The 24,932-nt window shown below is 73.7% G+C and carries 15 protein-coding genes and 3 pseudogenes; 9 read left to right on the plus strand and 9 right to left on the minus strand.

All coding sequences use genetic code 11. The annotated features are described in order from the left end of the window. The first annotated feature begins 40 nt into the window (after window positions 1-40). Complete coding sequence (locus NEH16_RS10525) at window positions 41-946, plus strand: SAM-dependent methyltransferase (protein WP_265541592.1); 906 nt, start codon at window positions 41-43, stop codon at window positions 944-946. Here NEH16_RS10525 and NEH16_RS10530 read toward each other — a convergent pair whose 3' ends face one another. Next, window positions 947-4,276, minus strand: a complete 3,330-nt coding sequence (locus NEH16_RS10530; RefSeq protein WP_265541594.1) for an ATP-dependent helicase — start codon at window positions 4,274-4,276, stop codon at window positions 947-949. 220 nt (window positions 4,277-4,496) lie between these two features. Continuing rightward, window positions 4,497-4,883, minus strand: a complete 387-nt coding sequence (locus NEH16_RS10535) for an MGMT family protein (protein WP_276104706.1) — start codon at window positions 4,881-4,883, stop codon at window positions 4,497-4,499. A gap of 221 nt (window positions 4,884-5,104) precedes the next feature. Here NEH16_RS10535 and NEH16_RS10540 point away from each other — a divergent pair, with 221 nt between their 5' ends. The 3 genes from NEH16_RS10540 to NEH16_RS10550 all read left to right on the plus strand — a co-directional run bounded on the left by NEH16_RS10540 (window position 5,105) and on the right by NEH16_RS10550 (window position 11,091). Continuing rightward, on the plus strand, window positions 5,105-7,813 hold the full coding sequence (locus NEH16_RS10540) for a lysylphosphatidylglycerol synthase domain-containing protein (RefSeq protein WP_265541596.1): 2,709 nt from the start codon (window positions 5,105-5,107) through the stop codon (window positions 7,811-7,813). A 76-nt stretch (window positions 7,814-7,889) separates the two neighbouring features. Continuing rightward, on the plus strand, window positions 7,890-9,491 hold the full coding sequence (locus NEH16_RS10545; protein ID WP_265541598.1) for an alpha/beta hydrolase: 1,602 nt from the start codon (window positions 7,890-7,892) through the stop codon (window positions 9,489-9,491). 73 nt (window positions 9,492-9,564) lie between these two features. Beyond that, a complete protein-coding gene (locus tag NEH16_RS10550; protein WP_265541600.1) occupies window positions 9,565-11,091 on the plus strand; it encodes an alpha/beta hydrolase in 1,527 nt (508 codons plus the stop codon). A gap of 62 nt (window positions 11,092-11,153) precedes the next feature. Here the strand turns inward: NEH16_RS10550 and moeZ are convergent, their stop codons facing one another. The 6 genes and pseudogenes from moeZ to NEH16_RS10580 form a co-directional block, all read right to left on the minus strand. Next, window positions 11,154-12,332: an adenylyltransferase/sulfurtransferase MoeZ gene (gene moeZ / locus NEH16_RS10555; protein ID WP_073964085.1), complete on the minus strand. Its 1,179-nt coding sequence runs from the start codon at window positions 12,330-12,332 to the stop codon at window positions 11,154-11,156. An 85-nt stretch (window positions 12,333-12,417) separates the two neighbouring features. Further along, window positions 12,418-13,244: pseudogene (locus tag NEH16_RS10560) on the minus strand (spherulation-specific family 4 protein). After that, a complete protein-coding gene (locus NEH16_RS10565; protein ID WP_073964087.1) occupies window positions 13,232-14,197 on the minus strand; it encodes an NAD-dependent epimerase/dehydratase family protein in 966 nt (321 codons plus the stop codon). Before NEH16_RS10565 ends, NEH16_RS10560 begins: the two are co-directional and overlap by 13 nt. Before the next feature lie 1,383 nt (window positions 14,198-15,580). Then, window positions 15,581-17,346, minus strand: a pseudogene (locus tag NEH16_RS10570) (glycosyltransferase); the annotation flags it as partial. Window positions 17,347-17,526: 180 nt separating this feature from the next. Then, entirely contained in the window at window positions 17,527-18,858 is a 1,332-nt protein-coding gene (locus tag NEH16_RS10575; RefSeq protein WP_265541602.1) for a DUF3152 domain-containing protein, read from the minus strand. Then, the gene (locus NEH16_RS10580) at window positions 18,843-19,808 is read right to left on the minus strand and encodes an alpha/beta fold hydrolase (protein ID WP_073964091.1); all 966 of its coding nucleotides are present in this window, start codon (window positions 19,806-19,808) and stop codon (window positions 18,843-18,845) included. Before NEH16_RS10580 ends, NEH16_RS10575 begins: the two co-directional genes overlap by 16 nt. Window positions 19,809-19,919: 111 nt before the next feature. Between NEH16_RS10580 and NEH16_RS10585 the strand changes: the two genes are divergently transcribed. From NEH16_RS10585 to NEH16_RS10600, 4 genes are all read left to right on the plus strand, one after another. Continuing rightward, window positions 19,920-20,135 (plus strand): hypothetical protein, encoded by a 216-nt coding sequence (locus NEH16_RS10585; protein ID WP_073964092.1) that lies wholly within the window; start codon window positions 19,920-19,922, stop codon window positions 20,133-20,135. Window positions 20,136-20,303: 168 nt separating this feature from the next. Continuing rightward, window positions 20,304-20,945, plus strand: coding sequence for a TetR/AcrR family transcriptional regulator (locus NEH16_RS10590; protein ID WP_018105511.1), 642 nt, complete (start codon window positions 20,304-20,306; stop codon window positions 20,943-20,945). A gap of 127 nt (window positions 20,946-21,072) precedes the next feature. Continuing rightward, on the plus strand, window positions 21,073-21,300 hold the full coding sequence (locus NEH16_RS10595; protein ID WP_024490505.1) for a DUF3107 domain-containing protein: 228 nt from the start codon (window positions 21,073-21,075) through the stop codon (window positions 21,298-21,300). A 190-nt stretch (window positions 21,301-21,490) separates the two neighbouring features. Then, a complete protein-coding gene (locus NEH16_RS10600; protein WP_265541607.1) occupies window positions 21,491-21,760 on the plus strand; it encodes a hypothetical protein in 270 nt (89 codons plus the stop codon). Between the two features lie 25 nt (window positions 21,761-21,785). Here NEH16_RS10600 and NEH16_RS10605 read toward each other — a convergent pair whose 3' ends face one another. Next, window positions 21,786-22,520, minus strand: a complete 735-nt coding sequence (locus NEH16_RS10605; protein WP_073964094.1) for a ferritin-like fold-containing protein — start codon at window positions 22,518-22,520, stop codon at window positions 21,786-21,788. A gap of 471 nt (window positions 22,521-22,991) precedes the next feature. Between NEH16_RS10605 and NEH16_RS10610 the strand changes: the two are divergent. Then, window positions 22,992-24,916: pseudogene (locus NEH16_RS10610) on the plus strand (DEAD/DEAH box helicase). The last annotated feature ends 16 nt before the right edge of the window (window positions 24,917-24,932 follow it).

Consider the following 24,932-nt stretch of genomic DNA (forward strand, 5'->3'; position numbering starts at 1 on the left):
TATCTGCTTGTCGCACCAACAGCCTTACGAGGACGGTCATATGAGCGCCGACGCATCCGCCCCTGACGCCACCGGACTCAGGAAGCGCATCGACACAACGAAGGCGCATCCCGCGCGGGTGTACGACGTCTTCCTCGGCGGCAAGGACAACTACCCGGCGGACCGCGAGGCCGCGGCCATGGCGCTGGCCGCCAATCCGCGCGGCTACCTCACCGTGCGGCACAACCGGGACTTCATGCGGCGGGCGGTGACCCTCGCCGCGAACGACGGCATCCGGCAGTTCCTGGACATCGGCACCGGACTGCCCACGCAGGCCAACGTGCACCAGATCGCGCAGGGCATCGCGCCCGAGTCGCGCGTCGTCTACGTGGACAACGACCCGGTGGTCCTCGTCCACGCGCAGGCCCTGCTCACCAGCGGTCCCGAGGGCCGCACCGACTACATCGAAGCGGATCTGCGGGACCCGGACCGCATCCTGGAGGCCGCCCGCCGCACCCTGGACTTCGACCGCCCGGTGGCCCTGGTCCTCGCGGCCGTGACCCACTTCATCGAGGACGAGACGGCCTACCCGGTCGTGAAGCAGCTGGTGGACGTACTGGCCCCCGGCAGCTTCCTCGTCCTGAGCAATGTCAGCTCGGACCTCAACCCGGAGCAGGTCGGCAGCATCACCAAGGGCTTCAAGGAGCGCGGCTTCGCCATGGTGCGCCGCTCGTACGCCCAGATGGAACGGTTCGTCACCGACAACGGCCTGGAGCTCCTCGAACCCGGCATCGTCCCCGTGCACCGCTGGCGCCCCGAGCGGGTCGTGGACCTGCCGGAGGCCCGGAACCCCGACCCGGAGTTCGTGGCGGGCCTGGACGAGCTGGACCGTACGCGCTACCAGGACATCAACGACGTCACCGACGCCGACGTCAGCGTCTACGGCCTGGTGGCCCGCAAGCACTGATCAGTCCAGGACGTGCCGGCCCTCCGGCTGCGCGCTGCACGACGCCTTGAAGGAGCAGTGGCCGCAGTGCTGGCCGGTCGTCGGGGTGAACCGTTCGTCCAGGACCCGGCCCGCCGCGGTCGCCAGCAGGTCGGAGACCCACTCGCCGTCCGGCGGCGCCTGCGCCTGCACCTTGGGCGCGGCGTCGCCGCCCTCCTTCTTGGGGGCGGCCTGGCGCAGCTGTACGAGTTCGGCGCCGCCCGGCTCGGGCCGCGTACCGCCGAAGGCGTCGTCGACCGCGCCTTCCCGTACCGCCAGCTGGTAAACGGCGAGCTGGGGGTGGCGGTGGACCTCGTCCTTCGTCGGGGACTGCTTGCCGGTCTTGAAGTCGACCACGTAGGCCCGGCCCTCGGCGTCCCGTTCGACGCGGTCCATGGAGCCCCGGATGCGCACCTCGTACTCCCCCGCCTCCAGCGTCACGTCGAAGTCGTGCTCGCTGGCGACGGGGGTGCGGCCGGCCCGGTCCATGACGTGCCAGCGCAGGAAGCGTTCGAGGGCGGCGCGGGCCTGCTCCTTCTCCTGGCGGGACTTCCAGGGGGCGTCGAAGACGAGCCCGTCCCAGACCGAGTCGAGCCGTTCCATGAGGACGGCCAGATCGGCGGGCGTACGGCCGGAGGCCACCTCGTCGGCCAGGACGTGCACGACGTTCCCGAACCCCTGGGCGGCGGTCGCGGGCGCGTCGGCCTTCACCTCGCGGCCCAGGAACCACTGGAGCGCGCAGGTGTTGGCGAGCTGGTCGAGCGCGCTGCCGGAGAGGGTGACCGGCTGGTCCCGGTCGCGCAGCGGCACGGCCGAGCGGGTCGGCTCGTACAGGCCCCACCAGCGGTACGGGTGCGCGGACGGTACGAGCGGCTGGCCGTCGTCGTCGGTGAGCGCCGCGAGCCGGGCGAGGCGGCGGGCGGCCTCCTCGCGCAGCGTGTCCGAGGCGGCCGGGTCGACGGTGGTGGCGCGCAGCTCGGCGACGAGCGCGGCGACGGACAGCGGGCGGCGCGGGCGGCCGGTGACGTCGCGGGGTTCGACGCCCAGCTCGGCGAGGAAGCGGGAGGGCTGGTCGCCGTCGTCGGCGGGGGCCTTGACCGCCGTGACGACCAGGCGCTCGCGGGCGCGGGTCGAGGCCACGTAGAACAGCCGCCGCTCCTCCGCGAGGAGGGCGCCGGGCGTCAGCGGCTCGGCGAGCCCGTCGCGGCCGATCCGGTCCGCTTCGAGGAGCGAGCCCCGGCGGCGCAGGTCCGGCCACAGCCCTTCCTGGACGCCGGCGACGACGACGAGGCGCCACTCCAGGCCCTTGGAGCGGTGGGCGGTCATCAGCCGGACGGCGTCGGGGCGGACCGCGCGCCGGGAGAGGGTGTCGGCCGCGATGTCCTGGGCGTCCACCTCCTCCAGGAAGTTCAGCGCGCCCCGGCCGCCGGTGCGTTCCTCGGCGCGGGCGGCGGTCTCGAACAGCGCGCACACCGCGTCGAGGTCGCGGTCGGCGTTGCGCCCCGCGGTGCCTCCGCGCAGGGCCGCCCGCTCCAGCCGGCCCGGCCACGGGGTGCCGGACCACAGCTCCCACAGGGCCTCCTCGGCGGTGCCGCCCGCCTCCAGGAGTTCGCGGGCAGTGCGCAGGAGCGCGCCGAGGCGCTGGGCGCCCCGGGCGTACGCCGGATCGTGCGTGACCAGGCGCTCCGGCTCGGCGAGCGCCCGGGCCAGCAGTGCGCCGGAGGGCGCGGGCACCTTGTTGCCGGCGGCGCGCTCCTCGTCCCGCAGGGCGCGGCCGAGGCGGCGCAGATCGGCGGCGTCCATCGCGCCGAGGGGCGAGGCGAGCAGGGTGAGCGCGGTCTCGGTGTCGAGCCAGGGGGCTTCGGGGGCGCCGTCCGGTGCCGCCCCGCGCACCGCCGCCTCCGCCACCGCCCGCAGGGCCGTCAGGAGCGGGCCCACCGCCGGTTCGTGGCGCAGGGCCAGATCGTCGCCGTCGACCTCCAGGGGGACGCCCGCCGAGGTCAGGGCCCGGCGCAGGGAGGGCAGCGTGCGGCCGCCGGCCCGGACGAGCACCGCCATCTCGGACCACGGCACCCCGTCCTCCAGGTGCGCCCGGCGCAGCAGGTCCGCGATGTTCTCCAGCTCCGTGGAGGCGGTCGGGTAGGTGTACGCCTCGACACTGCCGCCCTCGCGGACCGCGCCCAGTTCGCGGTGGGCGCGGACCTTCGCCGAGGGCAGCCGGGTGAGCGGCATCCGCCGGGTGAGCAGCCGGGTGGCGGTGAGCAGCCGGTCGCCGGAGCGGCGCGAGGTGGTGAGGACGCCGACCGGGGCCGCGGCGCCGTCCGCGCGCCGGAACATCTCCGGGAAGTCGAGGATGCCGTTGACGTCGGCGCCCCGGAACGCGTAGATCGACTGGTCCGGGTCACCGAAGGCGATCAGGTCGCGCCCGCCGCCGCCCCCCGGGGCGCTGCCCCGGTTGCCGGCCAGCGCGTGCAGCAGGCGCACCTGGGCGGGGTCGGTGTCCTGGTACTCGTCCACGAAGACCGCGTCGTACGCCCCGGCGAGCTGCGCCGAGACCTCGGGGCGCTCCGCGAGCAGCACCGCGCGGTGCACCAGCTCCGCGTAGTCCAGCACGCCCTGGGCGTCCAGCACGTCGAGGTATTCGGCGAGGAAGCGGGCGGCGGCGCCCCAGTCGGGCCGGCCGGTGCGCTCGGCGAAGGCGGCGAGGGCGTCCGGGCCGAGGCCCAGCTCGCGGCTGCGGGCGAGCACCGCGCGTACCTCGTCGGCGAAGCCGCGCGTGGTCAGGCAGGCGCGCAGCTCGTCGGGCCAGCTGATGTGCGGGCGCCCCTCCTTCTCCAGTTCGAGCTGGCCGGCCAGGAGGTCGCGGACGGTCACGTCCTGCTCCGGGCCGGACAGCAGCCGCAGCGGGTCCGCGAACAGGTCGGCGTCCTGGTGGGCGCGGACGAGGGCGTAGCAGAAGGAGTGGAAGGTGGTGGCCTGCGGGCCCCGGGCGGCGCCGAGCCGGGCGGCCATCCGGTCGCGCAGTTCGACGGCGGCCTTGCGGCTGAAGGTGAGGACCAGCAGACGGGCCGGGTCGGCGCCCCGGGCGATGCGCGCGGCGACGGCTTCGACGAGCGTCGTCGTCTTGCCCGTACCGGGTCCGGCGAGGACCAGGAGCGGACCGCCGGGGTGGTCAACCACCGCGCGCTGCGCCGCGTCCAGGAGAGGGGGCTCCACCGAACCCGGCAGGGTGCGCACCAACCGGTACGGGCCCGTGGTCCCCGGCCGTGCGTGACGGTGAGGACTGTGCCGGGTGGTGGAGGAGGTGCTCACTGTGGGTTCGCCGGTCCTGGTGGGTGTACGGGTGGTGGGGGCGCGGCGCCGGCCGCGAACTGAAGACGCTACTCCGGCGTGCCCCCCGAATGCGGCGGGACGGCTGCGGGGATCGTCACGTTCTTCCGGTTCCGCCGGCCGCGCACCGCGCGCACCTTCCGCCGGCCGCGCACCGTACGGACGCGGATCCGCCCGTTCCGCCGCCCCATGGCCGAAGCTGTCAGGTGTGAGCTCCCCCACCGCCGCCGGCCGCCGCCGGGCCGCCCGTCACGCCGTCCCATCGCGCGCGCCGCATGTCCAGGCGCGGGAGGTGGCCCTCCGCGCTCGCCGGGGCCTCGCGCAGCGGGGTGCCCTCCGCCCGGTAGTGGTCCAGGGCGCGCAGCTCGTGGCCGGGCAGCAGCCTGCCGTCGGAGCGCACCACGCGCCACCACGGCGCCGCGCTCCCGTACAGCGCCATGACCCGGCCGACCTGGCGCGGGCCGCCCTCGTCCAGCCACTCCGCGACGTCGCCGTACGTCATGACACGGCCGGGCGGGATCAGGTCGGCGACGTCGAGCACGCGCTCCGCGTACTGCGGCAGCGCGTCGCCCGTCGGGTGTTCGCTCATCCGCCCCATCCTGCCGCACGCCACCGACAGTCCCGGCCGTGCCGTGTTCGCGCGCACACGCAGCGTGCGCGCGGCGGGAAAGGAGCGTATGTTGCGCATCGCACGCCCCCGCATCGCACCCTGATGCCCCCTCGCGCCCATCGGCCGTGCCACCATCATGCGGGCGGTGACCGGTGATACGAGAACACGAAGACCAATCAGAGGCGACGAAGGAGCAGGGCGTGCAGCCACCGAAGGCGGCCGACGACGCCTCCGATGCCGAGCCGCGTCCGGACAGTGACCGGCGGCAGCCGGAGACGGACGCGGAATACCCGGCCGGCTCGACGCTCGCCACCTCCGACGAGGAGCTGACCGAGCGCGTCTCCGGGGACGAACCCCTGCTGCCCGCCCGGGTGCACCGCCCCTCCGACCTGCTGCGCCTGCTCATCGGGGTGCTGGCGGTCGTCGTGCTGTTCTCCGTCGCCGCCTTCGCCCACGGCACGACCACCGGCCTCGAACAGGACATCAACAAGGGCACCGGACAGGCCCCCGACCTGCTGATCAAGCTCGCCGGGCTGGTCTCCAGCATCGCCGTGCTGCTGGTGCCGGTCGCCTTCGCCATCGAGCGGCTGATCAAACGCGACGGGCTCCGGATCGCCGACGGGGTGCTGGCCGCGGTGCTGGCGCACGGGGTGACGCTCGCCACCGACCTGTGGGTCGCCAAGTCCGCCTCCGGCACCATCCAGGACGCGCTGACCCAGCCGCAGCCCGGCGACGCGGTCACCGATCCGGTGCACGGCTACCTCGCGCCGGTGATCGCGTACATGACCGCCGTCGGCATGGCGAGACGGCCGCGCTGGCGGGTCGTGCTGTGGGTGGTGCTGCTGCTCGACGCCTTCGCGATGCTGGTCGGCGGCTACACCACCCCGTTCTCCATCGTGCTCACGGTGCTGATCGGCTGGACGGTGGCCTACGGCACGCTCTACGCGGTCGGCTCGCCGAACGTCCGCCCGACCGGCCAGCACCTGATGGCCGGTCTGCGGCACGTCGGCTTCCGGCCGGTCACCGCGATGCGCGCCGAGGACGGGCCCGACTCCGGCGACCAGAACGACCGGGGGCGCCGCTATCTGGTCTCCCTGGAGGACGGGCCACCGCTCGACGTGACCGTCGTGGACCGCGAGCAACAGGCCCAGGGGTTCTTCTACCGGGTGTGGCGCAGGCTCACCCTGCGCGGGATCACCCAGCGGCGGTCCATCCAGTCGCTGCGCCAGGCGCTGGAGCAGGAGGCGCTGCTCGCGTACGCGGCGATCGCCGCCGGGGCCAACGCGCCCAAGCTCATCGCCACCTCCGAACTCGGCCCGGACGCCGTGATGCTGGTCTACGAGCACATCGGCGGCCGGTCCCTGGACGCCCTGGAGGACTCCGAGATCACCGACGATCTGGTGCGCGGGGCGTGGGAGCAGGTCAAGGCCCTCCAGTCGCGCCGGATCGCGCACCGCAGGCTCACGGGCGACGCCATACTGGTGGATCGTTTCGGCACGGTGTTCGTCACCGACCTGCGCGGCGGCGAGATCGCGGCCGGCGACCTGGTCCTGCGGATGGACGTCGCGCAGCTGCTCACCACCACCGGGCTTCGGGTGGGACCCGAGCGGGCCGTGGCCGCCGCGCTCGCGGTGCTCGGCCCCGACGCGGTCGCCGACTGCCTCCCCCTCCTCCAGCCGATCGCGCTCAGCCGCTCCACCCGGGCGCAGCTGCGCAGGCTCGCCCGGGAACGTTCGCAGCGCGAGCGCGAGGCGGTCCTCGAAGCGTCGGACGCGGCCAAGCGCGCCCGGGCCGAGGACGCGGAGCTGTCCAGGAACGGCGACCGCAAGACCGCCCGCAAGTCGATGCGCGCCGAGAAGCGGGCCATGGACGACGCGCTCGACGAGGCGCGCGAGGAGGACCTGCTCTCCCAGATCCGCCGGGAGGTCCTGCTGATCCGGCCGCAGGCGCCGGTCGAACCGGTCCGCCTGGAACGCATCAAGCCGCGCACCCTGTTCAGCTTCATCGCCGGTGCCATCGCCGCCTACTTCCTGATCTCGCAGGTCACCGAGGCCGACTTCGGGGCCGTCGTGGAGCAGGCGGAGTGGGGCTGGGTGGCCGCCGCGCTCGGCTTCTCGGCGCTGAGCTACGTGGCCGCCGCGATGAGCCTGCTGGGCTTCGTGCCCGAGCGGGTGTCGTTCGGGCGGACCGTCCTCGCGCAGGTCGCCGGGTCGTTCGTGAAGATCGTGGCGCCGGCGGCGGTCGGCGGGGTGGCGCTGAACACCCGGTTCCTCCAGCGCGCCGGAGTGCGGCCCGGCCTCGCGGTCGCCAGCGTGGGCGCGTCCCAGCTGTTCGGCCTCGGCTGCCACATCCTGCTGCTGGGCGCCTTCGGCTATCTGACCGGCACCGAGAAGACCCCGTCCTCGCTCACCCCGTCCAGGACCGTGATCGCCGGGCTGCTGACGGTCGCCGTGCTGGTCCTGGTGGTCACCGCCATCCCGTTCCTGCGGAAGTTCGTGGTGACCCGGGTGCGGTCGCTGTTCGCCGGGGTCGTGCCCCGCATGCTCGACGTGGTGCAGCGCCCGCAGAAGCTGCTCACCGGGATCGGCGGGATGCTGCTGCTGACCGGTGTCTTCGTGATGTGCCTGGACGCCTCGGTCCGGGCGTTCAGCGGTCCGGACACCCCGCACCTCAGCTACGCGAGCATCGCGGTGGTCTTCCTCGCCGGAAACGCGCTCGGCTCCGCCGCGCCGACGCCGGGCGGCATGGGCGCCGTCGAGGGCGCGCTGACGCTGGGTCTGATCGCGGTCGGGCTGCCGAAGGAGGTCGCCGCCCCGGCGGTGCTGCTGTTCCGGCTGATGACCCTGTGGCTGCCGGTCCTTCCCGGTTGGCTGTGCTTCAACCACCTCACGCGCAAGGGACAGCTGTAGCGGACCTGCGTGCACGGGCCACCCACTTGGACCGGCACCCCGTGCGCACGCCCCGGCGCCACCGCAGCATGGAGCGATGAGGACCTCCCCTGCCCTGCGCGCCGCGGCCCTCGCCGCCACCGTGACCGTGCTGCTCCCCCTCGCCGGCTGTGCGGACGGCGGTGACAAGGAAGCCGCCGACCCGACGAGCCAGGCCCGCGCGGCGAACGCCACCACCGGCAGCCCGTCGTCCGGCCTCGCCTCCCAGAAGCTGACCTGGAAGAAGTGCCCCGCGCCTTCCCAGGCCCAGGGCGGCGGAAACCCGCCGTCCCCACTGCCCGGCGGGGCGAACTGGGAGTGCGCCTCCATGAAGGCCCCCCTCGATTACGCGAAGCCCGACGGGGACACCATCGAGCTGGCGCTCATCCGCGCGAAGGCGATCAGCCCGAAGAAGCGGATCGGCTCGCTCATCTTCAACTTCGGCGGCCCCGGCGGCTCGGGCGTCGCCACCCTCCCCGCATTCGGTACGGCGTACGACAAGCTGCGTGCCCGGTACGACCTGGTGAGCTTCGACCCGCGCGGCGTGGGGAACAGCGACGGCGTCGAATGCGAGACCGACAAGCAGCTGGACGCCCGCTACCAGGAGGACGGCACCCCGGACGACGCGGCGGAGGAGAAGGCGTTCGTCCAGGACACCAAGAGGTTCGCCGCCGCCTGCGAGAAGCGGTCCGGCGAGCAGCTCCCGTACGTCGGCACCACCAACGCCGCCCGCGACATGGACCTGATGCGCCAGGTCCTGGGCGACGACAAGCTGTACTACTTCGGCATCTCGTACGGCACCGAGCTGGGCGGCGTCTACGCGCACCTCTTCCCGAAGAAGGTCGGCCGGGCGGTCCTGGACGCGGTGGTCGACCCCACCGAGGACGCCGAGCAGTCCTCGCTGGGCCAGGCCAAGGGCTTCCAGCTCGCCCTGGAGAACTTCACCAAGGACTGCGCGGACCGGGGCGACGCCTGCAAGCTGCCCGGCTCCGACGCGAAGGAGATCGAGAAGGGCATCGCCTCGCTGCTGGACCGGCTGGAGAAGAAGCCCATCAAGGGCATCGGCGCCCGCAAGCTGACCGAGACCCAGGCCACCACCGGCATCGCGGCGGCCCTCTACTCCAAGGAGACCTGGCCGCTGCTTGAACAGGGTGTGGACGAGGCCGACGGCGGGAACGGCTCCCTGCTCCTGGCGCTCGCCGACTCCCTCAACGGCCGCTCCGACGACGGGCGCTACGACAACTCCGCCGCCGCCTACTCCGCGATCAGCTGCGCCGACTCGCGCGAGCGGTTCACGCTGGAGCAGACGAAGGCGAAGCTCCCCGAATTCCGCGACGCCTCGGCGGTCTTCGGGAACTACCTGGGCTGGGGCCTGATGGGCTGCACCGACTGGCCGGTGAAGGGCACCTGGAAGACCCCCGACGTCAGCGCCCCCGGCTCCGCCCCCATCCTCGTCATCGGCAACACCGGCGACCCGGCCACCCCGTACGCGGGCGCCAAGGCGATGGCCGACGAACTGGGCGAGGACGTCGGCGTGCAGATGACGTACAAGGGCCAGGGCCACGGCGCCTACAACAGCGGCGACGCCTGTGTGCAGAAGGCGGTCGGCGGCTATCTGCTCGACGGCAGGGCCCCGGAGGCCGGCACGGTCTGCGGCTGAGCCCCTGCGGGGCGTCCCCCTACGATGGGCGAACTGCCGTACGGGCAGCGCTCGACGGGGAGGGAACGCAGACGTGGTCGCACACGCACGGGCCGGAGTACTGGCCGCCGCCGCACTGCTGCTGACGGGGGTGCTCACGGGCTGCGAGGACGGTACGGACGACAAGCCGGGCGGGCGGGCGGACGGCACCGCCCCCTCGTCGTCCGCCCCGCTCGCCTCGCAGCACCTGGACTGGACCCGCTGCGAGGCACCCGAGGGCGGTGAGACGCCGGGCTCCGAGTGGCGCTGCGCGACGGTGAAGGTGCCGCTGGACTACGCGAAGCCCACGGGCGACACCATCGGCATCGCGCTGATCCGCAAGGAGGCCACGGACCGGTCCAAGCGCCTGGGCTCGATGCTCTTCAATTTCGGCGGGCCCGGCGGCTCCGGCGTCTCGATCCTGCCGCGCGCCGCCGCCGGGTACGCCACCCTCAACACCCGCTACGACCTGGTGGGCTTCGACCCGCGCGGGGTGGCGCGGAGCGCCGGGGTGCGGTGCCGCGACGACCAGGCGCAGGAGAAGGCGTACCAGCATGTGGACATGACGCCGGACACCGCGGCCGAGGAGGCGGCGTTCATGAAGGACGGCGCCGACTTCGGGGCCGGCTGCGCCCGCCTGTCCGGCACGGTCCTCCCGTACGTCGGCACGACGAACGCCGCCCGCGACATGGACCTGATCCGCCAGGTCCTCGGGGACGAGAAGCTGACGTACTTCGGAATGTCCTACGGCACCGAGCTGGGCGGCACGTACGCCCACCTCTTCCCGAAGAACGTGGGGCGCACCGTCCTGGACGCGGTCGTCGACCCGACCGCGGACACCACCGGGCACGCGCGCAACCAGGCGACCGGCTTCCAGCGGGCCCTGGAGAACTACCTCAAGGACCGCGGCCAGGACCCGAAGGCGGGCACCCGGCGGATCGCGGCACTGCTGAAGCGGATCGACGCCGAGCCGCTGCCGACCGGCACGGACCGCGAGCTGAACGAATCGCTGGCGATCACCGGCATCGTCTTCCCCCTCTACTCCAAGGACAGCTGGCCCACCCTCACCCGCGCCCTGGACGAGGCGGAGGACGGCAGCGGCGCCCTGCTGCTCCAGCTCGCCGACGCGTACAACGGCCGGGACGAGAACGGCCACTACGACACCCAGAACCACTCGCAGCGGGCCATCTCCTGCGCGGACGGCAAGGCGCGGCCCACGGCGGCCGAGGCGAAGGCGCTGCTGCCCGAGTTCGAGAAGCTGTCCCCGGTCTTCGGCCCGTTCCTGGCCTGGGACACGGCGGGCTGGTGCTCCGGCTGGCCGGTGGACGGCGAGCACGACCACCCGGAGGCGAGCGCTCCGGGCGCCGGTCCGGTCCTGGTCGTGGGGACGACGGGCGACCCGGCCACGCCGTACGAGGGGGCCCGCCGGATGGCGGACGAGCTGGGCGAGGGCGTCGGCGTGCTGCTCTCCAACGAGGGCGAGGGGCACGGCGCGTACGGCGGCAACAGCTGTGTGACGTCGACCGTGGACTCGTACTTCCTGGACGGGAAGGTCCCGGCGGACGGCAGGACCTGCTCGTAACGGCGTCACGGAACGCCGAAGGGGCCGGCCCGCGCGATGCGGACCGGCCCCTTCGAGACGTTCTAGTAGACCGGCTTCTCGGGCTCGATCTGGTTGACCCAGCCGATCACGCCGCCGCCCACATGGACCGCGTCGGCGAAGCCCGCCGACTTGAGGACCGCGAGGACTTCCGCACTGCGGACACCCGTCTTGCAGTTCAGGACGATGCGCCTGTCCTGCGGGAGGTCCTGGAGGGCGTTGCCCATCAGGAACTCGTTCTTCGGGATCAGCCGGGAGCCCGGGATCGCGACGATCTCGTACTCGTTCGGCTCGCGGACGTCGATGATCTCGATCTTCTCGTCGCCGTCGATCCACTCCTTGAGCTGCTTCGGAGTGATGGTCGAACCGGCCGCCGCCTCCTGGGCCTCCTCCGACACGACGCCGCAGAACGCCTCGTAGTCGATCAGCTCGGTGACGGTGGGGTTCTCGCCGCAGACCGCGCAGTCTGGGTCCTTGCGCACCTTGACCTGGCGGTACTGCATCTCCAGCGCGTCGTAGATCATCAGCCGGCCGACCAGCGGGTCGCCGATGCCGGCGAGCAGCTTGATGGCCTCGTTGACCTGGATCGAGCCGATGGAGGCGCAGAGCACACCGAGGACGCCGCCCTCGGCGCAGGACGGAACCATGCCCGGCGGGGGCGGCTCCGGGTAGAGGCAGCGGTAGCAGGGGCCGTGCTCGGACCAGAACACGGACGCCTGGCCGTCGAAGCGGTAGATCGAGCCCCAGACGTAGGGCTTGTTCAGCAGGACCGCGGCGTCGTTGACGAGATAGCGGGTGGCGAAGTTGTCCGTGCCGTCCACGATCAGGTCGTACTGGGAGAAGATGTCCATCACGTTCTCGGCTTCGAGCCGCTCTTCGTGAAGGACCACGTTGACCAGGGGGTTGATGCCCTGGACGGTCTCCTTGGCCGACTGCGCCTTGGACTTGCCGATGTCGCCCTGGCTGTGGATGACCTGGCGCTGCAGGTTCGACTCGTCGACCTCGTCGAACTCCACGATGCCGAGCGTGCCGACACCGGCGGCGGCCATGTACATCAGGGCCGGCGAACCGAGGCCGCCGGCGCCGACACAGAGCACCTTCGCGTTCTTCAGCCGCTTCTGCCCGTCCATCCCGACGTCCGGGATGATCAGGTGGCGGGAGTACCTGCGGACCTCGTCGACGGTGAGCTCAGCAGCTGGCTCGACCAGGGGTGGCAGCGACACAGGAACCTCAACAATGCAGGTGGTCGGTTTCTACGTACTTCGACTACGTACGGTTGTTCTTCCGGTAACACTGCCACGCCCCCTCTCATTCCGAGATACCGGGTCCGATCCGCGAGACGATTTCGTCCCAGTACCTGGGCAGTGCCGCGAATGGATCGCTTTGTCCGCGACCGTTCCCCGGTCCTGACCGTCCGCCGCGGTCGGTGAAGAAGATCGTCCCGGCGCCCTGCCAGCGGGCGATGCGCATCGCCTCCTCCAGATGCGTACGCGGAACGCCGTGCACGAAGTGCGCGAAGCGGCCGGGCGGGTAGGCCGCGGTCCACTCCGCCACCTGGGACCAGCGGTAGTCGCTCCACGCCCCCGGAACGTGACGAGCTGGTCGCCCGTCTCCGCGTAACCGGGATACGGGTGGGTGTCGTGCCCCAGCACGAGGTGGCCGTCCTCCTTGCCCAGGAAGGCCCGCAGGGTGCCGGCGAGCCGGCGGACGGCGGGCAGCTCGGCGCGCCCGGCCGGGCAGCGGTCCAGGTAGAAGCCGTCCACCCGGTACCAGTCCAGGTACGACCGGGCGTCGGCGAGCAGTTCCCCGAACGGCCGGGTGCCGTGGGCGAGGTCGAGCTGTCCGAGCAGCCTGCCGCCGGACGCCCGGACGGCGTCGAGCGGATCCCCGTCCCGCAGCGCGCGGGCGCGGGCGTTGCGGAGCCGGCCGGCCGCCTCCAGGCAGTGCGGGTCGGGCCTGCTGCCGGGGCCGTTGTCGATGTTGAGGACGGCCCAGTGCAGCGGGGTGCCGGGGCGGGTCAGCTCGGCCCACTCGGCGGGGGCGAGCAGCGGGTGGGCGTAGCCGGGGACGCCGAAGCCGAGCCGGTCGGCGCCGCTGGTGCGCCGGGCGGTGCCGGTGCTCGTCAGATACGGCACGCCGCCTCCATCCAGATGTCGGCGAGCGATTCCTCCAGGTTGATCCGGGGGCGCCAGCCGAGCCGGTCCCGCGCGGTGCGCACGTCGGCCTGCTGCCAGGCCCCGCAGCCGTCCGGGTACGGGGACGGGGTGGCCGAGAGGTGCTCGATGACCGACTCGGTGGAGGTGCGGGGGGCGCCGATGGGGAGGCGGGCGGGGGGCGTGTCCAGCTCGTGGAGCGCACCGGCGTACCCGGCGACCTTGGCGAGGACGGCCGCCGCGTCGCGCAGCCGGACGGCCCGGCCGGTGCCGATGTTGACGACGCCCTGGGCGGCGGAGAGCGAGGCGGCGTGGACGGCCCGCGCCACATCGCGCACGTCCACGAAGTCCCGCTGCACGCCGAGGCCGCTGAGCTTCAGCTCGCCGTCGCCGGCCTGCATGGTGCGGCGCATCGCCTCGGCGAGCCGGCCCAGCGGGGAGCCGGCCGGGGTGCCGGGGCCGACCGGTGAGAAGACCCGTAGGACGACCGCGTCGAGCCCGGAGCCGAGGACCAGCTCGGTGGCGGCGAGCTTGCTGACGCCGTACGGGCCGCCGGGGCGCGGGATGGCGTCCTCGGCGGTGGACGACCCGGGCTGCGAGGGCCCGTACTCCGAGGCGCAGCCGACCTGGACCAGCCGGGCGGTGCAGCGGCTGCGCCGCATCGCCTCGCAGACGGTGGCGACGGCGACGGTGTTGTGCCGGGTGAGGTCGCGCGCGCCGCCCCGGGTCGCGCCGGCGCAGTTGACGACGACCCCGGGGTGGACGGCGTCCAGGAAGCGGGTGAGCGCGCCGGGGCTGCCGGTCGCGAGGTCGAACCGGACGTCGGCGTCGTCGCCGCGGCCGAGGGCCGTGAGGTGGACGGCGGGGTCGGCGAGCAGCCGGTCGGCCACGAACCGGCCGATGAATCCGTTGGCTCCGAGCAGCAGCACCCTCATCGCGCACCGCCCCGGCCTGAGGGCCGACGGCGGGCTGCCGGTGCGGGGGATTGGCGGGTCATGTCGGTGTCTCCTTGAGGGCTGTTCCGTACGTTTCGGTGCGTACGGGTCGGGTACGGCCCGCGGCGTCGGCTCCGCGGGTGGGGCTGTGGGGGCCGCCTCAGGGGCGGCGTGGGCGGACGCCCGGGAGAGGGCGAGTACGGCGGTGATCAGCAGGCCGAGCGCGGCGGTGCCGCAGGCGAGGACGGGCACGACCCCGGGGCCCGCCGCCTCGACGAGGGCGCGGACGGGGCGGGCGACCGCGTGGAGCCCGGGCAGCCGTCCGGACAGGATCAGGGCGGGGGCGGCGGCCTCCATGGCGCAGGCGGCGGCGAGTCCGGTGGCGGCGGGTTCGGGGAAGCCGTGGACGGTCAGCAGGCGGGCCAGCAGGAGCAGCATCCCGAGGGCGGCGGCCCCGGCCGGTGAGCCGCCCGTGCCGAAGCCGAGGCGGGCCAGGTACAGCAGGGCGGCGAGGGCGCAGGCGAAGAACGCGACGACGCCGAAGAGCAGGGGGCGCGCCCCCGCCCCGAACTCGTCCAGCGCATGGCTGCCGTGCAGTCGGCGGTGCGCGTGCAGGGCGAAGAGGTGGGCGCACCAGGCGGCCGGGGCCACCGCGACGGCGAGCCCCAGCAGGGGCGCCGGGGTCAGTGTCCAGGGGCCCTCGGGGCCGCCCCTGAGGACCTGGTGAAGCAGGTCGTCGCCGTACAGGACGTAGCCGAGCAGCCAGCAGGCGCAGAGCGCGGCGGCGCCGGACGAGCCCGCCCCCGGCCGGGCGCTCAGCGGGCCGGTGCGCAGCGTGAGGACGAGCCCGGTGAGGGCGAGGAGCGCCCCGGCGCAGCCGATGGCGAGGCGGGCGTCGCCGCCGAGCACCCCGTCGGTCAGCCCGAGCGCGACGAGGGTCGCGAGGCAGGCGGCGCCGGGGAGCAGCGCGCGCAGGGACCAGGCGGCGCGCGTGGTGACGTCGCGCGCCGGAGCGGGGCCGGTCGCGGCGGGCTCCCCCGCGACGGCCGGGACCCGGGCGAAGAGCTCCTCGGCGAGCGAGAACACGTCGCGGTGCCGGTAGCGGGCGGCGGTGCGGTCGGTGACCCCGTGGGCCTCGAGCCCCGCCGCGATCTCCAGCGGGTCGACGGCCCGTTCGCACAGCTCCCGGTGACGGTGCATGAGCGCCCGCACCGGGTCGGCGGTCCCGCGCCGCCCGACGGCCGCCTTGCGCAGGGCGGCCGCCGGGTGCGCGTGCGCCACTTCGGGGGCGCGCGCCGGCGCGTCCTCCGGCGCGAGCTCCCCCGCCGATGCGGCGTCCCCCTGGTGGCCCTCGCGGCTCATCGTCGTTCCTCCGTGGTGCTGTCCGCCCGGTGCGGGGGCGGCCGTCTCGTGGCTACGCATCGCCGCTCCCCGCGCCCGCCCAGCTGGGGTGCGGTCGGCGCGCTCCCGGCCGGGCGGTTCCGGCCAGTGGTCCAGGACGTGGGCCTCGGGCGGGGTGGCGAAGGGGCGCGGGCCGTCGTGGGTGGCGGGATGCGGCCTCTCGCGTACCGGTGCCCGGGCGATCAGCTCCAGGTAGATGCCGTGGAAGGCGGCGAGATTCTGCTCGACGGTGAAGAGTTCGAGCGCCCGGGCGCGCGCCGCCGCGCCCAGGCGTGCGCGGCGCTCGGGGTCGCGCAGGAGCGCGAGGCAGGCGTCCGCGAGCGCCCGGGGGTTGCGCGGCGGGACCACGAGCCCCGTGCCGCCGATGACCTCGACCACCGCGCCGACGTCCGTGGACACCGTGGCCCGGCCGCAGAACATCGCCTCGACCAGGCTGATCGGGAAGCCCTCGACCACGCTGGAGAGCACCACGACCCCGCCCGCCGCGTACGCCTGGGCCAGCTCCGGGGCCTCGGGCCCGCCGATCTCCTCGAAGCCGACGGCGTCCTCGTCGGGGAAGAGCTGGGCGGCCAGCTCGCGGCAGCGGGCGAGACAGGCGGCGCCCGCCGGGCCCGGGCCGGGGCGCCGATGATCCGCAGCCGGGCGTCCGGCTCGGCCAGGCGCACCTCGGCGAAGGCGTGCAGGAGGCCGATGAGGTCCTTGGCGGGCTCGATGCGGCCGACCCAGACGAGCGTGTCGGGCCCGCCGTCGTCCTCGTTATCGCCGAGCGCGGCGAAGCGGGCCGCCTCCATGCCCGGGTACACGGTCCGCAGCTTGGCGGGGTCGGCGCCGCAGCGCTCCTGCCAGCGGCGGGCGTGGGTGTTGCCGGGGTGATGAGGTCGGCCTGCCGGTACACCTCGGTGGCGAGCCGTCCGTGCAGGTTGGCGAGGAGGGCGCGCACCGGCGCGCTGACCGGCGCACCGCCGGACGCGAGGTAGTGCGCGCGCACCCGGACGGCGTGCTCGGTGACCAGCAGCGGCACCCCGAAGAAGCGTTTGGCCAGCAGTCCCGGCAGGGCGGCGGCCCCGCCCGCCGTCGCGTGGCAGAGGTCCACGGCGCCGAGGCCGTCCTCCTCGTACCAGTCGAGGGAGAGGGGCGCAGCACCCGGTCCAGCTCGGCGGTGAAGGCGAGGAGGTCGGTGACGGTGGCGGTCTGCACGGTGCGTCCGGTGCCGGGGGCGCGGCAGGCGGTCTCCAGGATGCGGACGGCCGTCTCGGAGCGCAGGGCGGCGGGCAGTCCGCCGTGTTCCCAGGCGAGTTCGGCGAGGCCGTAGAGCCCGCGGGTGAACCGCTCGTCAGCGCGGCGGGATTCGGCGCCGTCTTCCGTGCGGCCCGTGTCCGTGCGGCCTCGCTCCGGGCCCGCGGCGGCGCAGACGGAGGCCGCGAGGTCCGCGAAGTGCGCGGCGAAGCGCCGCCGTTCGCGCCGGGCGTAGGTCCGCGCGCCCCCGCCGGTCAGCAGCCGGGCCAGCGGTCCCCGGGGGCGTGCAGGCCGAGGGTGTCCTCGTCGGCGGTCCACAGGGGCGCGGTGCGCACGCCGGCGACCTGGGCCGGGAGCCGGACCCAGCCCGCCGCCTCCTGTTCGGCGGAGCGGCTGAGCGCGAAGAGGTCGAACTCGTGCTGTGCGAGCCCGCGTACGAGCCGGTCGCACCAGAGCCTGGACTCACCAGTCGCGTACGGATAACCACCGTCAGTGAGCAGTCCGATCCGCACGAGCGCACCCCCGATCTCCCTTGTGAGCGGCCGCCGTTCCTTCGGCGACTCGCGGCGGGACGACCGTAAGCGGATACGCCGGTGGCGCGACGGACGGTTGTCCGTCGCGCCACCGAAAGGGGTGAACCGGCGTAACTTTCCCGGCGGAATAGCGTTCTGTCGCGCTATAGAAACTGAGGGTTACTCAGAGGTGGGGTAGACCCACGGGTTGGGGCGGCATTTGATGCCGTCGAGGTCCAGCGTCTTGGTCTGCTGCTGCATGACCGGCGCGAGCGCGCCCTCCGTCCGGCAGCTCACATGGTTGTGGCCGAGCCGGTGGCCGACCTCGTGGTTGATGAGCATCTGCCGGTACGAGTACAGCTTGTCCGGCCCGAAGGTGGCCGAACCCTGCGCCCAGCGATAGGCGTTGATCATCACGCGCTCGGTGGCGGCCGAGTCGCAGGAGACGTTGTCCTCCATGGTGTCCAGGCCGGACTTGGCGCACCACTTGCCGGTGGTGCCGGGGCTGGCCAGGGTGATGACGAAGTCCGGCTTGCCCTCGGAGATCCGTTCGAAGGTCATGTCGCCGTCGTGCGCCCAGCTCCGGTCGTCGTTGAGGGTCTTCTGGACGGCCTGGGCGAACAGCTGGGCGTCCAGGCCGAGCCCCTTCTCCACGTCGATCCGGTAGCGGTGCTTCGTCCCCTTGCCGGGCGCCTCGGCGGAGCCGGGCACGGTCTCGAACTTCCCCGAGCCCGTCAGCGCCGGCGAGAGCGGATAGGGCTTGGCCATTTTCTGTTCGTACGTAAGGGGCTTGACGGCCGCCGCCTCGGGCGAGGGGGTGGTGCGGCTGTCGGACCGGGAGGCGTCGTCCGCGCCGTACCGGTCCACCCCCGCGGCCTGCGCGGCGCCGCTCCCCGAGGCGCTGTCGTGGGCGACCTGACCGGCCACCACGACCGCGAGCACGGTGGTCACCGCGGCGGCCGCGATACCGGTGAACGTACGGCCCCTGCCGCCCCCGGCCTCCTTGGCCGGGACCGCGTCCTCGTCGCGCCGGGTCTCCGGCTCGCGGGTGTCCCAGTCGGTGACGGAGCGGTACGGGTCCTCGGCCACCGGGGCGCTCCGGCGCGGGGCGGGCGGTGCGGTCGGGCTGTCGAAGGCTTCGACGAACTCGCGCCGCGGACCCGGTATCAGCGGCCGGGTGCCGGTGGCCTGCTGCTGGTGGTGCAGGGGGCGCGGGGCGCCGGGGCGTGCGCCGGGCGCGGGCGCCTGGAGGCCGGGGCGGGAAGGGGCGCGCATGGGGCCCGCGCCCCAGCCGCCGCCCGGTTCACGCTGTTCGGGGTGGCCGCCGCGCACCTCGGGTGCCCCCACGAAGGGCGCGGCTCCCGCCTGCCGTCTGCGCCGTCCGGTGCCGGCGGCGGGCCGGGCCGCCTCGCGCCCCGCTTCGTCCGGCTCCGCCTGCCCGGTTGCGGGCGCGCTGGCCGCAGCGCCCTTCCGGCTGTGTCGTCCCACGCCCTGGATCAGCTCCCGCCGCATTCGTCGAGCAATTCCCGGAACGCCTGGGCGATCGCCTCCGGGTACTCCATCATCGCCACATGCCCGGCGTCGGGCAGTGTCAGCAGGCGCGCGTCGCGGAAGGCCGCGGACGCCCTGCGGGCCATCCGGAACGAGACGAGCCGGTCCCGTCCGCCGTACACCAGCTGGGTCGGCGCGAGCACCCGCTCGGCCTGGCGCCACAGCCCGTGCTGTCCGCCCAGGGTGTACGCGTCGACGATGCCACGGGCGGAACGCGCCATGGCGTCCCAGAAGTACGGCAGTTGCAGCCGGCGCTCCATTTCGGCCACCGCGTCGCGGAAGCCCGCCTCGGAGACCCGTGCCGGATCGCCGTAACAGAGTGCCATGACTCCGCGGGTGCGGTCCTCCGCGGTCCAGTCCCGGGAGAGCCGGGCGAACAGGGAGGCGACGCCCGGCAGTGCGAGCAGGGCGGTCGGGGCGGCCGAGCGCTGGACCCGGATCTCGGGCAGCGCGGGCGAGATCAGCGTGAGCGTACGCACCAGGTCGGGGCGGACCGCGGCGACCCGGGTGGCGACCGCGCCGCCCATCGAGTTGCCGAACAGGTGGACGGGGCCGCGCTCCTGGGCGTCCAGCAGGCGGATGACCGCGCGGGCGTGCCCGGTGACCGAGTAGTTGCCGTCGTCCGGGGGCGGTGAGTCGCCGAATCCGGGCAGGTCGACCGCCTCGCAGTCGGCCAGCTCCTCCAGGAGCGGCATCAGGGCGGACCAGTTCTGCGAGGAGCCGCCGAGGCCGTGGACGAAGAGGGCGGGCGGCAGCCCGGGCCCCCGCGACGGCCGGGAACGGACGGTGAGCGTCAGCCCGGGCAGCTCGACGGAGCGCAGCCGCTCCCCCTCCGCGACCCGGACGGCGCTCACCGTGGGTGACACCGCCGCGGCGGCGGCGCGGACTCCCGGCAGCTCGGTCGAAGACATGCGGCAATGTTACGAGATGATCACACCGGGGTTCATGTGTTCGCCGTCACACGATCGCATAGCGGCTTTACGGGGTACCTCATAGGCTCGAACCGAGGAAGGGAGTCACCCATGACGGTCGACCCGAGGGACCCGGAGACCTTCGAGGACGTCCAGCCGGACGAGCCCGACCAGGAGACGCCCGAGGCGGACGCCGCCGAGCAGCACACCGACCTCCGTCCGGAGAGCGACGAACCGCTCACGGACCTCGACCGCAGCGGCGCCAGCGAGGCCGACGCGGCGGACCAGGCCCGCGTGGTCCCCCAGGATGAGGACGATTACCGCTGATACGTCCCGCTCTGCGCTCGGAAGCGAACCGTCTGCGGCTTCCGCAGCCGTCCGGTCCGTGAAATTCTGCGTCCGCGCCGCGCATACCGGGGTTACCCAAAAGTACGATGTCGGTATGGCGCGGCACGTACGGAACGGCTGTGTCGGACCACGAATTTGGGAGGCGGCGTGACAGCCATCGAGCAGACCGAGGCGGCGCGCCCGCGGGGCACTCGCCTGCCCCGCCGCGCCCGACGCAACCAGCTGCTGGGAGCCGCGCAGGAGGTCTTCGTCGCGCAGGGCTACCACTCCGCGGCGATGGACGACATCGCGGAGCGCGCCGGAGTCAGCAAGCCGGTGCTCTACCAGCACTTCCCGGGCAAGCTGGAGCTGTACCTGGCCCTTCTCGACCAGCACTGCGAGTCGCTGCTCCAGGCGGTGCGCACGGCGCTGGCGTCGACCACGGACAACAAGCTGCGCGTGGCCGCGACGATGGACGCGTACTTCGCGTACGTGGAGGACGAGGGCGGCGCCTTCCGGCTGGTCTTCGAGTCCGACCTGACCAACGAGCCCGCCGTGCGCGAGCGCGTGGACCGGGTCTCGCTCCAGTGCGCCGAGGCGATCTCCGACGTGATCGCGGGCGACACGGGCCTGTCCAAGGACGAGTCCATGCTCCTCGCGGTGGGCCTCGGCGGGGTGTCCCAGGTGGTCGCCCGCTACTGGCTGTCCAGCCGGTCGGCCATTCCGCGCGACACCGCGGTCCAGCTGCTCACCTCGCTGGCCTGGCGCGGCATCGCCGGCTTCCCCCTGCACGGCATCGACCAGCACTGACCGCCCGGCGGCCGTCCGTGTTCGCTGCGGGCGTGGCCGGGGGCGCCTGACGAGTCCCTTCATCGGGCTAATGTGTGCTGCGTACGGCGCGTACTGCGCAGGGACTGACCGTCGGAGGGACATAGCCGTGGAGGTCAAGATCGGGGTGCAGCACACGCCCCGGGAGATCGTTCTGGAGAGCGGGCTTTCCGCCGAAGAGGTCGAGAGCGCGGTGTCCGAGGCTCTCGCCGGCAAGGCGCAGCTGCTCAGCCTCACGGACGAGAAGGGCCGCAAGGTCCTGGTGCCGGCCGACCGGATCGCCTACGTGGAGATCGGTGAGCCCAGCACCCGACGGGTGGGGTTCGGCGCGCTGTAGAGCGTACGAACGCGAGGAGCGGCCCGGCGGGATTTCCCGCCGGGCCGCTCCTCGTTCCGGTGCCCGCGCCCGGGGCCGGCTGTGCGGCGGCTGGGCGAAGCCTGTGCGCCGGAGGGTTGTGAGCGGTCGCTCACGGGTAGTACCAGCAGAACCGAAGGACCCGTTCCGTATATCTGCGAGGTGATCGTCCGTGATCCTGGAAACCGTGAGCGCCGTCGTGCTCGGAGTGGTCCTCTCCTGGGCGGCGTTGCGCTCGCTCCCCGGCCGGCTGCCGGCCCGCCGGACCGTGTTCGGCACCGGGGCGCTCGGCGGCCTGTTCGGCGCGTCCCTGATGCACTCGGTGCTCGGCGGGGACCACGAGGCGGCCGTCATCGTGGGCGCCGTGCTGATCGCCGCCGTGACGGTGTCCCTGCTGATCCGCCCCCGCAGCCGCCGGCTGCGCCGGTCGGCCGCCGCCTGACCCCCTGGCCTGACGACCCGGCCTGTTACGCGGCCAGCCCCAGGGCGGCCATGCGCTTGGTGTGCGCCTCGGTGATCCGGGAGAACATCCGGCCCACCTCCGCCAGGTCGAAGCCGTCGGCGACCCCGCCGACCAGCATGGTCGAGAGCGCGTCGCGGTCCGCGACCACCCGCTGCGCCTGCGACAGCGCCTCGCCCATCAGCCGCCGCGCCCACAGCGCCAGCCGGCCGCCGACCCTCGGGTCCGCCTCGATCGCCGCGCGCACCTTCTCGACGGCGAAGTTCCCGTGGCCCGTGTCGTCCAGCACGGCCAGGACGAGCGAGCGGGTGTCGGAGTCCAGGCGGGCCGCGACCTCCCGGTAGAAGTCGCTGGCGATCGAGTCGCCGACGTACGCCTTGACCAAGCCCTCCAGCCAGTCCGAAGGGGCGGTCTGGCGGTGGAAGTCGTCCAGCGCCCGGGCGAAGGGCTCCATGGCGGCGGTCGGCTCGACCTCGATGGCGGTGAGCCGCTGCGTCAGCTGCTCGAAGTGGTGGAACTCGGCGGACGCCATCTTCGCCAGCTCCGCCTTGTCGGCCAGGGTCGGCGCCAGCTTGGCGTCCTCGGCCAGCCGCTCGAAGGCCGCCAGCTCCCCGTAGGCGAGGGCGCCCAGCAGATCCACGACGGCGGCCCGGTACTGCGGCTGCGCGGCCGCGGTGGCCCAGTCCTGGTCGGCGATCCGGGTCGTCGCGGGGGCTTCATTGGCGTTGTCAGGCGTCTCCATGCAGCGCAGAATAGCCCGCCCGGGCAGCGGCGTAAGGGCCTGCCCGACGACCGACGTCACACCGTTCCGACGAATTCGCCCAACACAGATGCGCGGATCCGGGGTACAGTGGTAATGCGCTTACTGAGCACTTTGCATCCGCTCGTGGCGCGAAATTGAATGAGGATGCCCGGTCGGTGGCCCGATCGGCTCCGACCCGACAGCCCTCCACGCGGTGCGTGCACACGTACGACCGCAGATGAGGGGCCCCCTCAGCGGCACGAGCGCTCGAGCGACGGCAGTGGTCCCGCGCCACCCGGCACATCCGCCGGATGACCAACCCCGGCACGGTACGACCCCCTTCGTTCGCCTCGGACCGCGTCTCACAGAAGAGGCAGCACCCTGACTACGTTCCGAGACCTCGGGATTCTTTCCGAGACGGCCGAGGCCCTTGAGGCCGTCGGCATCACGTCCCCCTTTCCCATCCAGGAGCTGACGCTCCCGGTCGCCCTCTCCGGCTCCGATGTCATCGGCCAGGCCAAGACCGGCACCGGCAAGACGCTCGGCTTCGGCCTCCCCCTCCTGGAGCGCGTCACCGTCCTCGCCGACGTCGAGGCCGGGCGCGCGAAGCCGGAGGAGCTGACCGACTCCCCGCAGGCCCTCATCGTCGTGCCCACCCGCGAGCTGTGCCAGCAGGTCACCAACGACCTGCTCACCGCCGGCAAGGTGCGCAACGTGCGGGTCCTCGCGATCTACGGCGGCCGGGCCTACGAGCCCCAGGTCGAGGCCCTGAAGAAGGGCGTCGACGTGATCGTCGGCACCCCCGGCCGGCTGCTCGACCTCGCGGGCCAGCGCAAGCTGGACCTGTCCAAGGTCCGCGCGCTCGTCCTCGACGAGGCCGACGAGATGCTGGACCTGGGCTTCCTGCCCGACGTCGAGCGCATCATCACGATGCTGCCGGCGAAGCGCCAGACCATGCTGTTCTCGGCCACCATGCCGGGCGCGGTCATCTCGCTCGCCCGCCGCTACATGTCGCAGCCGACGCACATCAACGCCACCTCGCCCGACGACGAGGGCACGACCGTCAAGAACACGGCGCAGTACGTCTACCGCGCCCACTCGATGGACAAGCCCGAGATGGTCGCGCGCATCCTCCAGGCCGAGGGCCGCGGGCTCGCGATGATCTTCTGCCGCACCAAGCGCACCGCGGCGGACATCGCCGAGCAGCTGGAGCGGCGCGGCTTCGCCTCCGGCGCGGTCCACGGCGACCTCGGCCAGGGCGCCCGCGAGCAGGCCCTGCGCGCCTTCCGCAACGGCAAGGTCGACGTGCTGGTCTGCACCGACGTCGCCGCCCGCGGTATCGACGTCGAGGGTGTGACGCACGTCATCAACTACCAGTCCCCGAGGACGAGAAGACCTATCTGCACCGCATCGGCCGCACCGGCCGCGCGGGCGCCAAGGGCATCGCGATCACGCTGGTGGACTGGGACGACATCCCGCGCTGGCAGCTGATCAACAAGGCCCTGGACCTGAAGTTCCCGGACCCGGTCGAGACGTACTCCACCTCCCCGCACCTCTACGAGGACCTCGACATCCCGGCCGGCACCAAGGGTGTCCTGCCGCGTGCCGAGCGCACCCGCGCGGGTCTCGGGGCCGAGGAGATCGAGGACCTGGGCGAGACGGGCGGCCGCGGCCGCAAGTCCGCCGCCCCGGCCGCCCGCGAGGAGCGCGCCCCGCGCACCCCGCGGCAGCGCCGTCGCACCCGTGGTGGCTCGTCGGTCGCCGAGGGCGCCGCGACCGTGCCCGCCCCGGCCGCCGAGGCCGAGGCGGCGGCCGACGCCCCGCGCACCCCGCGCCGCCGCCGGCGCACCCGCGCCGGTGCGGCGGAGGCCATCGCGGCGGAGGCCGTCGCCGCCAAGGCCGCGGTCGCCGTGGCCGAGGCCCCTGTGGCCGAGGCCCCTGTGGCCGAGGCCCCCGCGGCCGTCGTGGCCGAGCCGGAGGCCGAGGCCGCGCCGAAGAAGCGCACCCGGACCCGGACCGCCAAGCCGAAGACGGAGGCCGTCGCCGCCGAGGTCGTCGCGGAGACCGAGACCGCCGAGGGCGAGGCCAAGCCGCGTCGCCGCCGGGCCCGCGCGGCCAAGCCGGTGGCCGAGGAGGCCGTGGTCCAGGCCGCGCGGGTGGCCGAGCCGGAGGCGCCCGCCGTCACCCGGCCGCGCCGCCGCCGGGTGATCAAGCCGGTCGAGGACGAGGTCGACTTCCAGATCGCGCCGATCTCCGAGCCCGAGCCGGTCCGCCGTCGCACGCGTACGGCGTCCAAGCCGAAGACGGAGGCCGTGGCGGAGACCGCGACCGCCGAGGGCGAGGCCAAGCCGCGCCGACGCCGGGCACCGCGCGCCACCGCGAAGGCCGAAGGCTGAGCGGACCACGCAGCAC

It is taken from the genome of Streptomyces drozdowiczii, assembly GCF_026167665.1.
Lineage (GTDB): Bacteria > Actinomycetota > Actinomycetes > Streptomycetales > Streptomycetaceae > Streptomyces > Streptomyces drozdowiczii_A.

Excerpts from the sequence above, each read along its gene's own strand:
- NEH16_RS10525 (WP_265541592.1), top strand. The coding sequence starts at position 41 with ATGAGCGCCGACGCATCCGCCCCTGACGCCACCGGACTCAGGAAGCGC.
- NEH16_RS10535 (WP_276104706.1), bottom strand. The coding sequence starts at position 4,883 with ATGAGCGAACACCCGACGGGCGACGCGCTGCCGCAGTACGCGGAGCGC.
- NEH16_RS10545 (WP_265541598.1), top strand. The coding sequence starts at position 7,890 with ATGAGGACCTCCCCTGCCCTGCGCGCCGCGGCCCTCGCCGCCACCGTG.
- NEH16_RS10565 (WP_073964087.1), bottom strand. The coding sequence starts at position 14,197 with ATGAGGGTGCTGCTGCTCGGAGCCAACGGATTCATCGGCCGGTTCGTG.
- NEH16_RS10575 (WP_265541602.1), bottom strand. The coding sequence starts at position 18,858 with ATGCGGCGGGAGCTGATCCAGGGCGTGGGACGACACAGCCGGAAGGGC.
- NEH16_RS10580 (WP_073964091.1), bottom strand. The coding sequence starts at position 19,808 with ATGTCTTCGACCGAGCTGCCGGGAGTCCGCGCCGCCGCCGCGGCGGTG.
- NEH16_RS10585 (WP_073964092.1), top strand. The coding sequence starts at position 19,920 with ATGACGGTCGACCCGAGGGACCCGGAGACCTTCGAGGACGTCCAGCCG.
- NEH16_RS10605 (WP_073964094.1), bottom strand. The coding sequence starts at position 22,520 with ATGGAGACGCCTGACAACGCCAATGAAGCCCCCGCGACGACCCGGATC.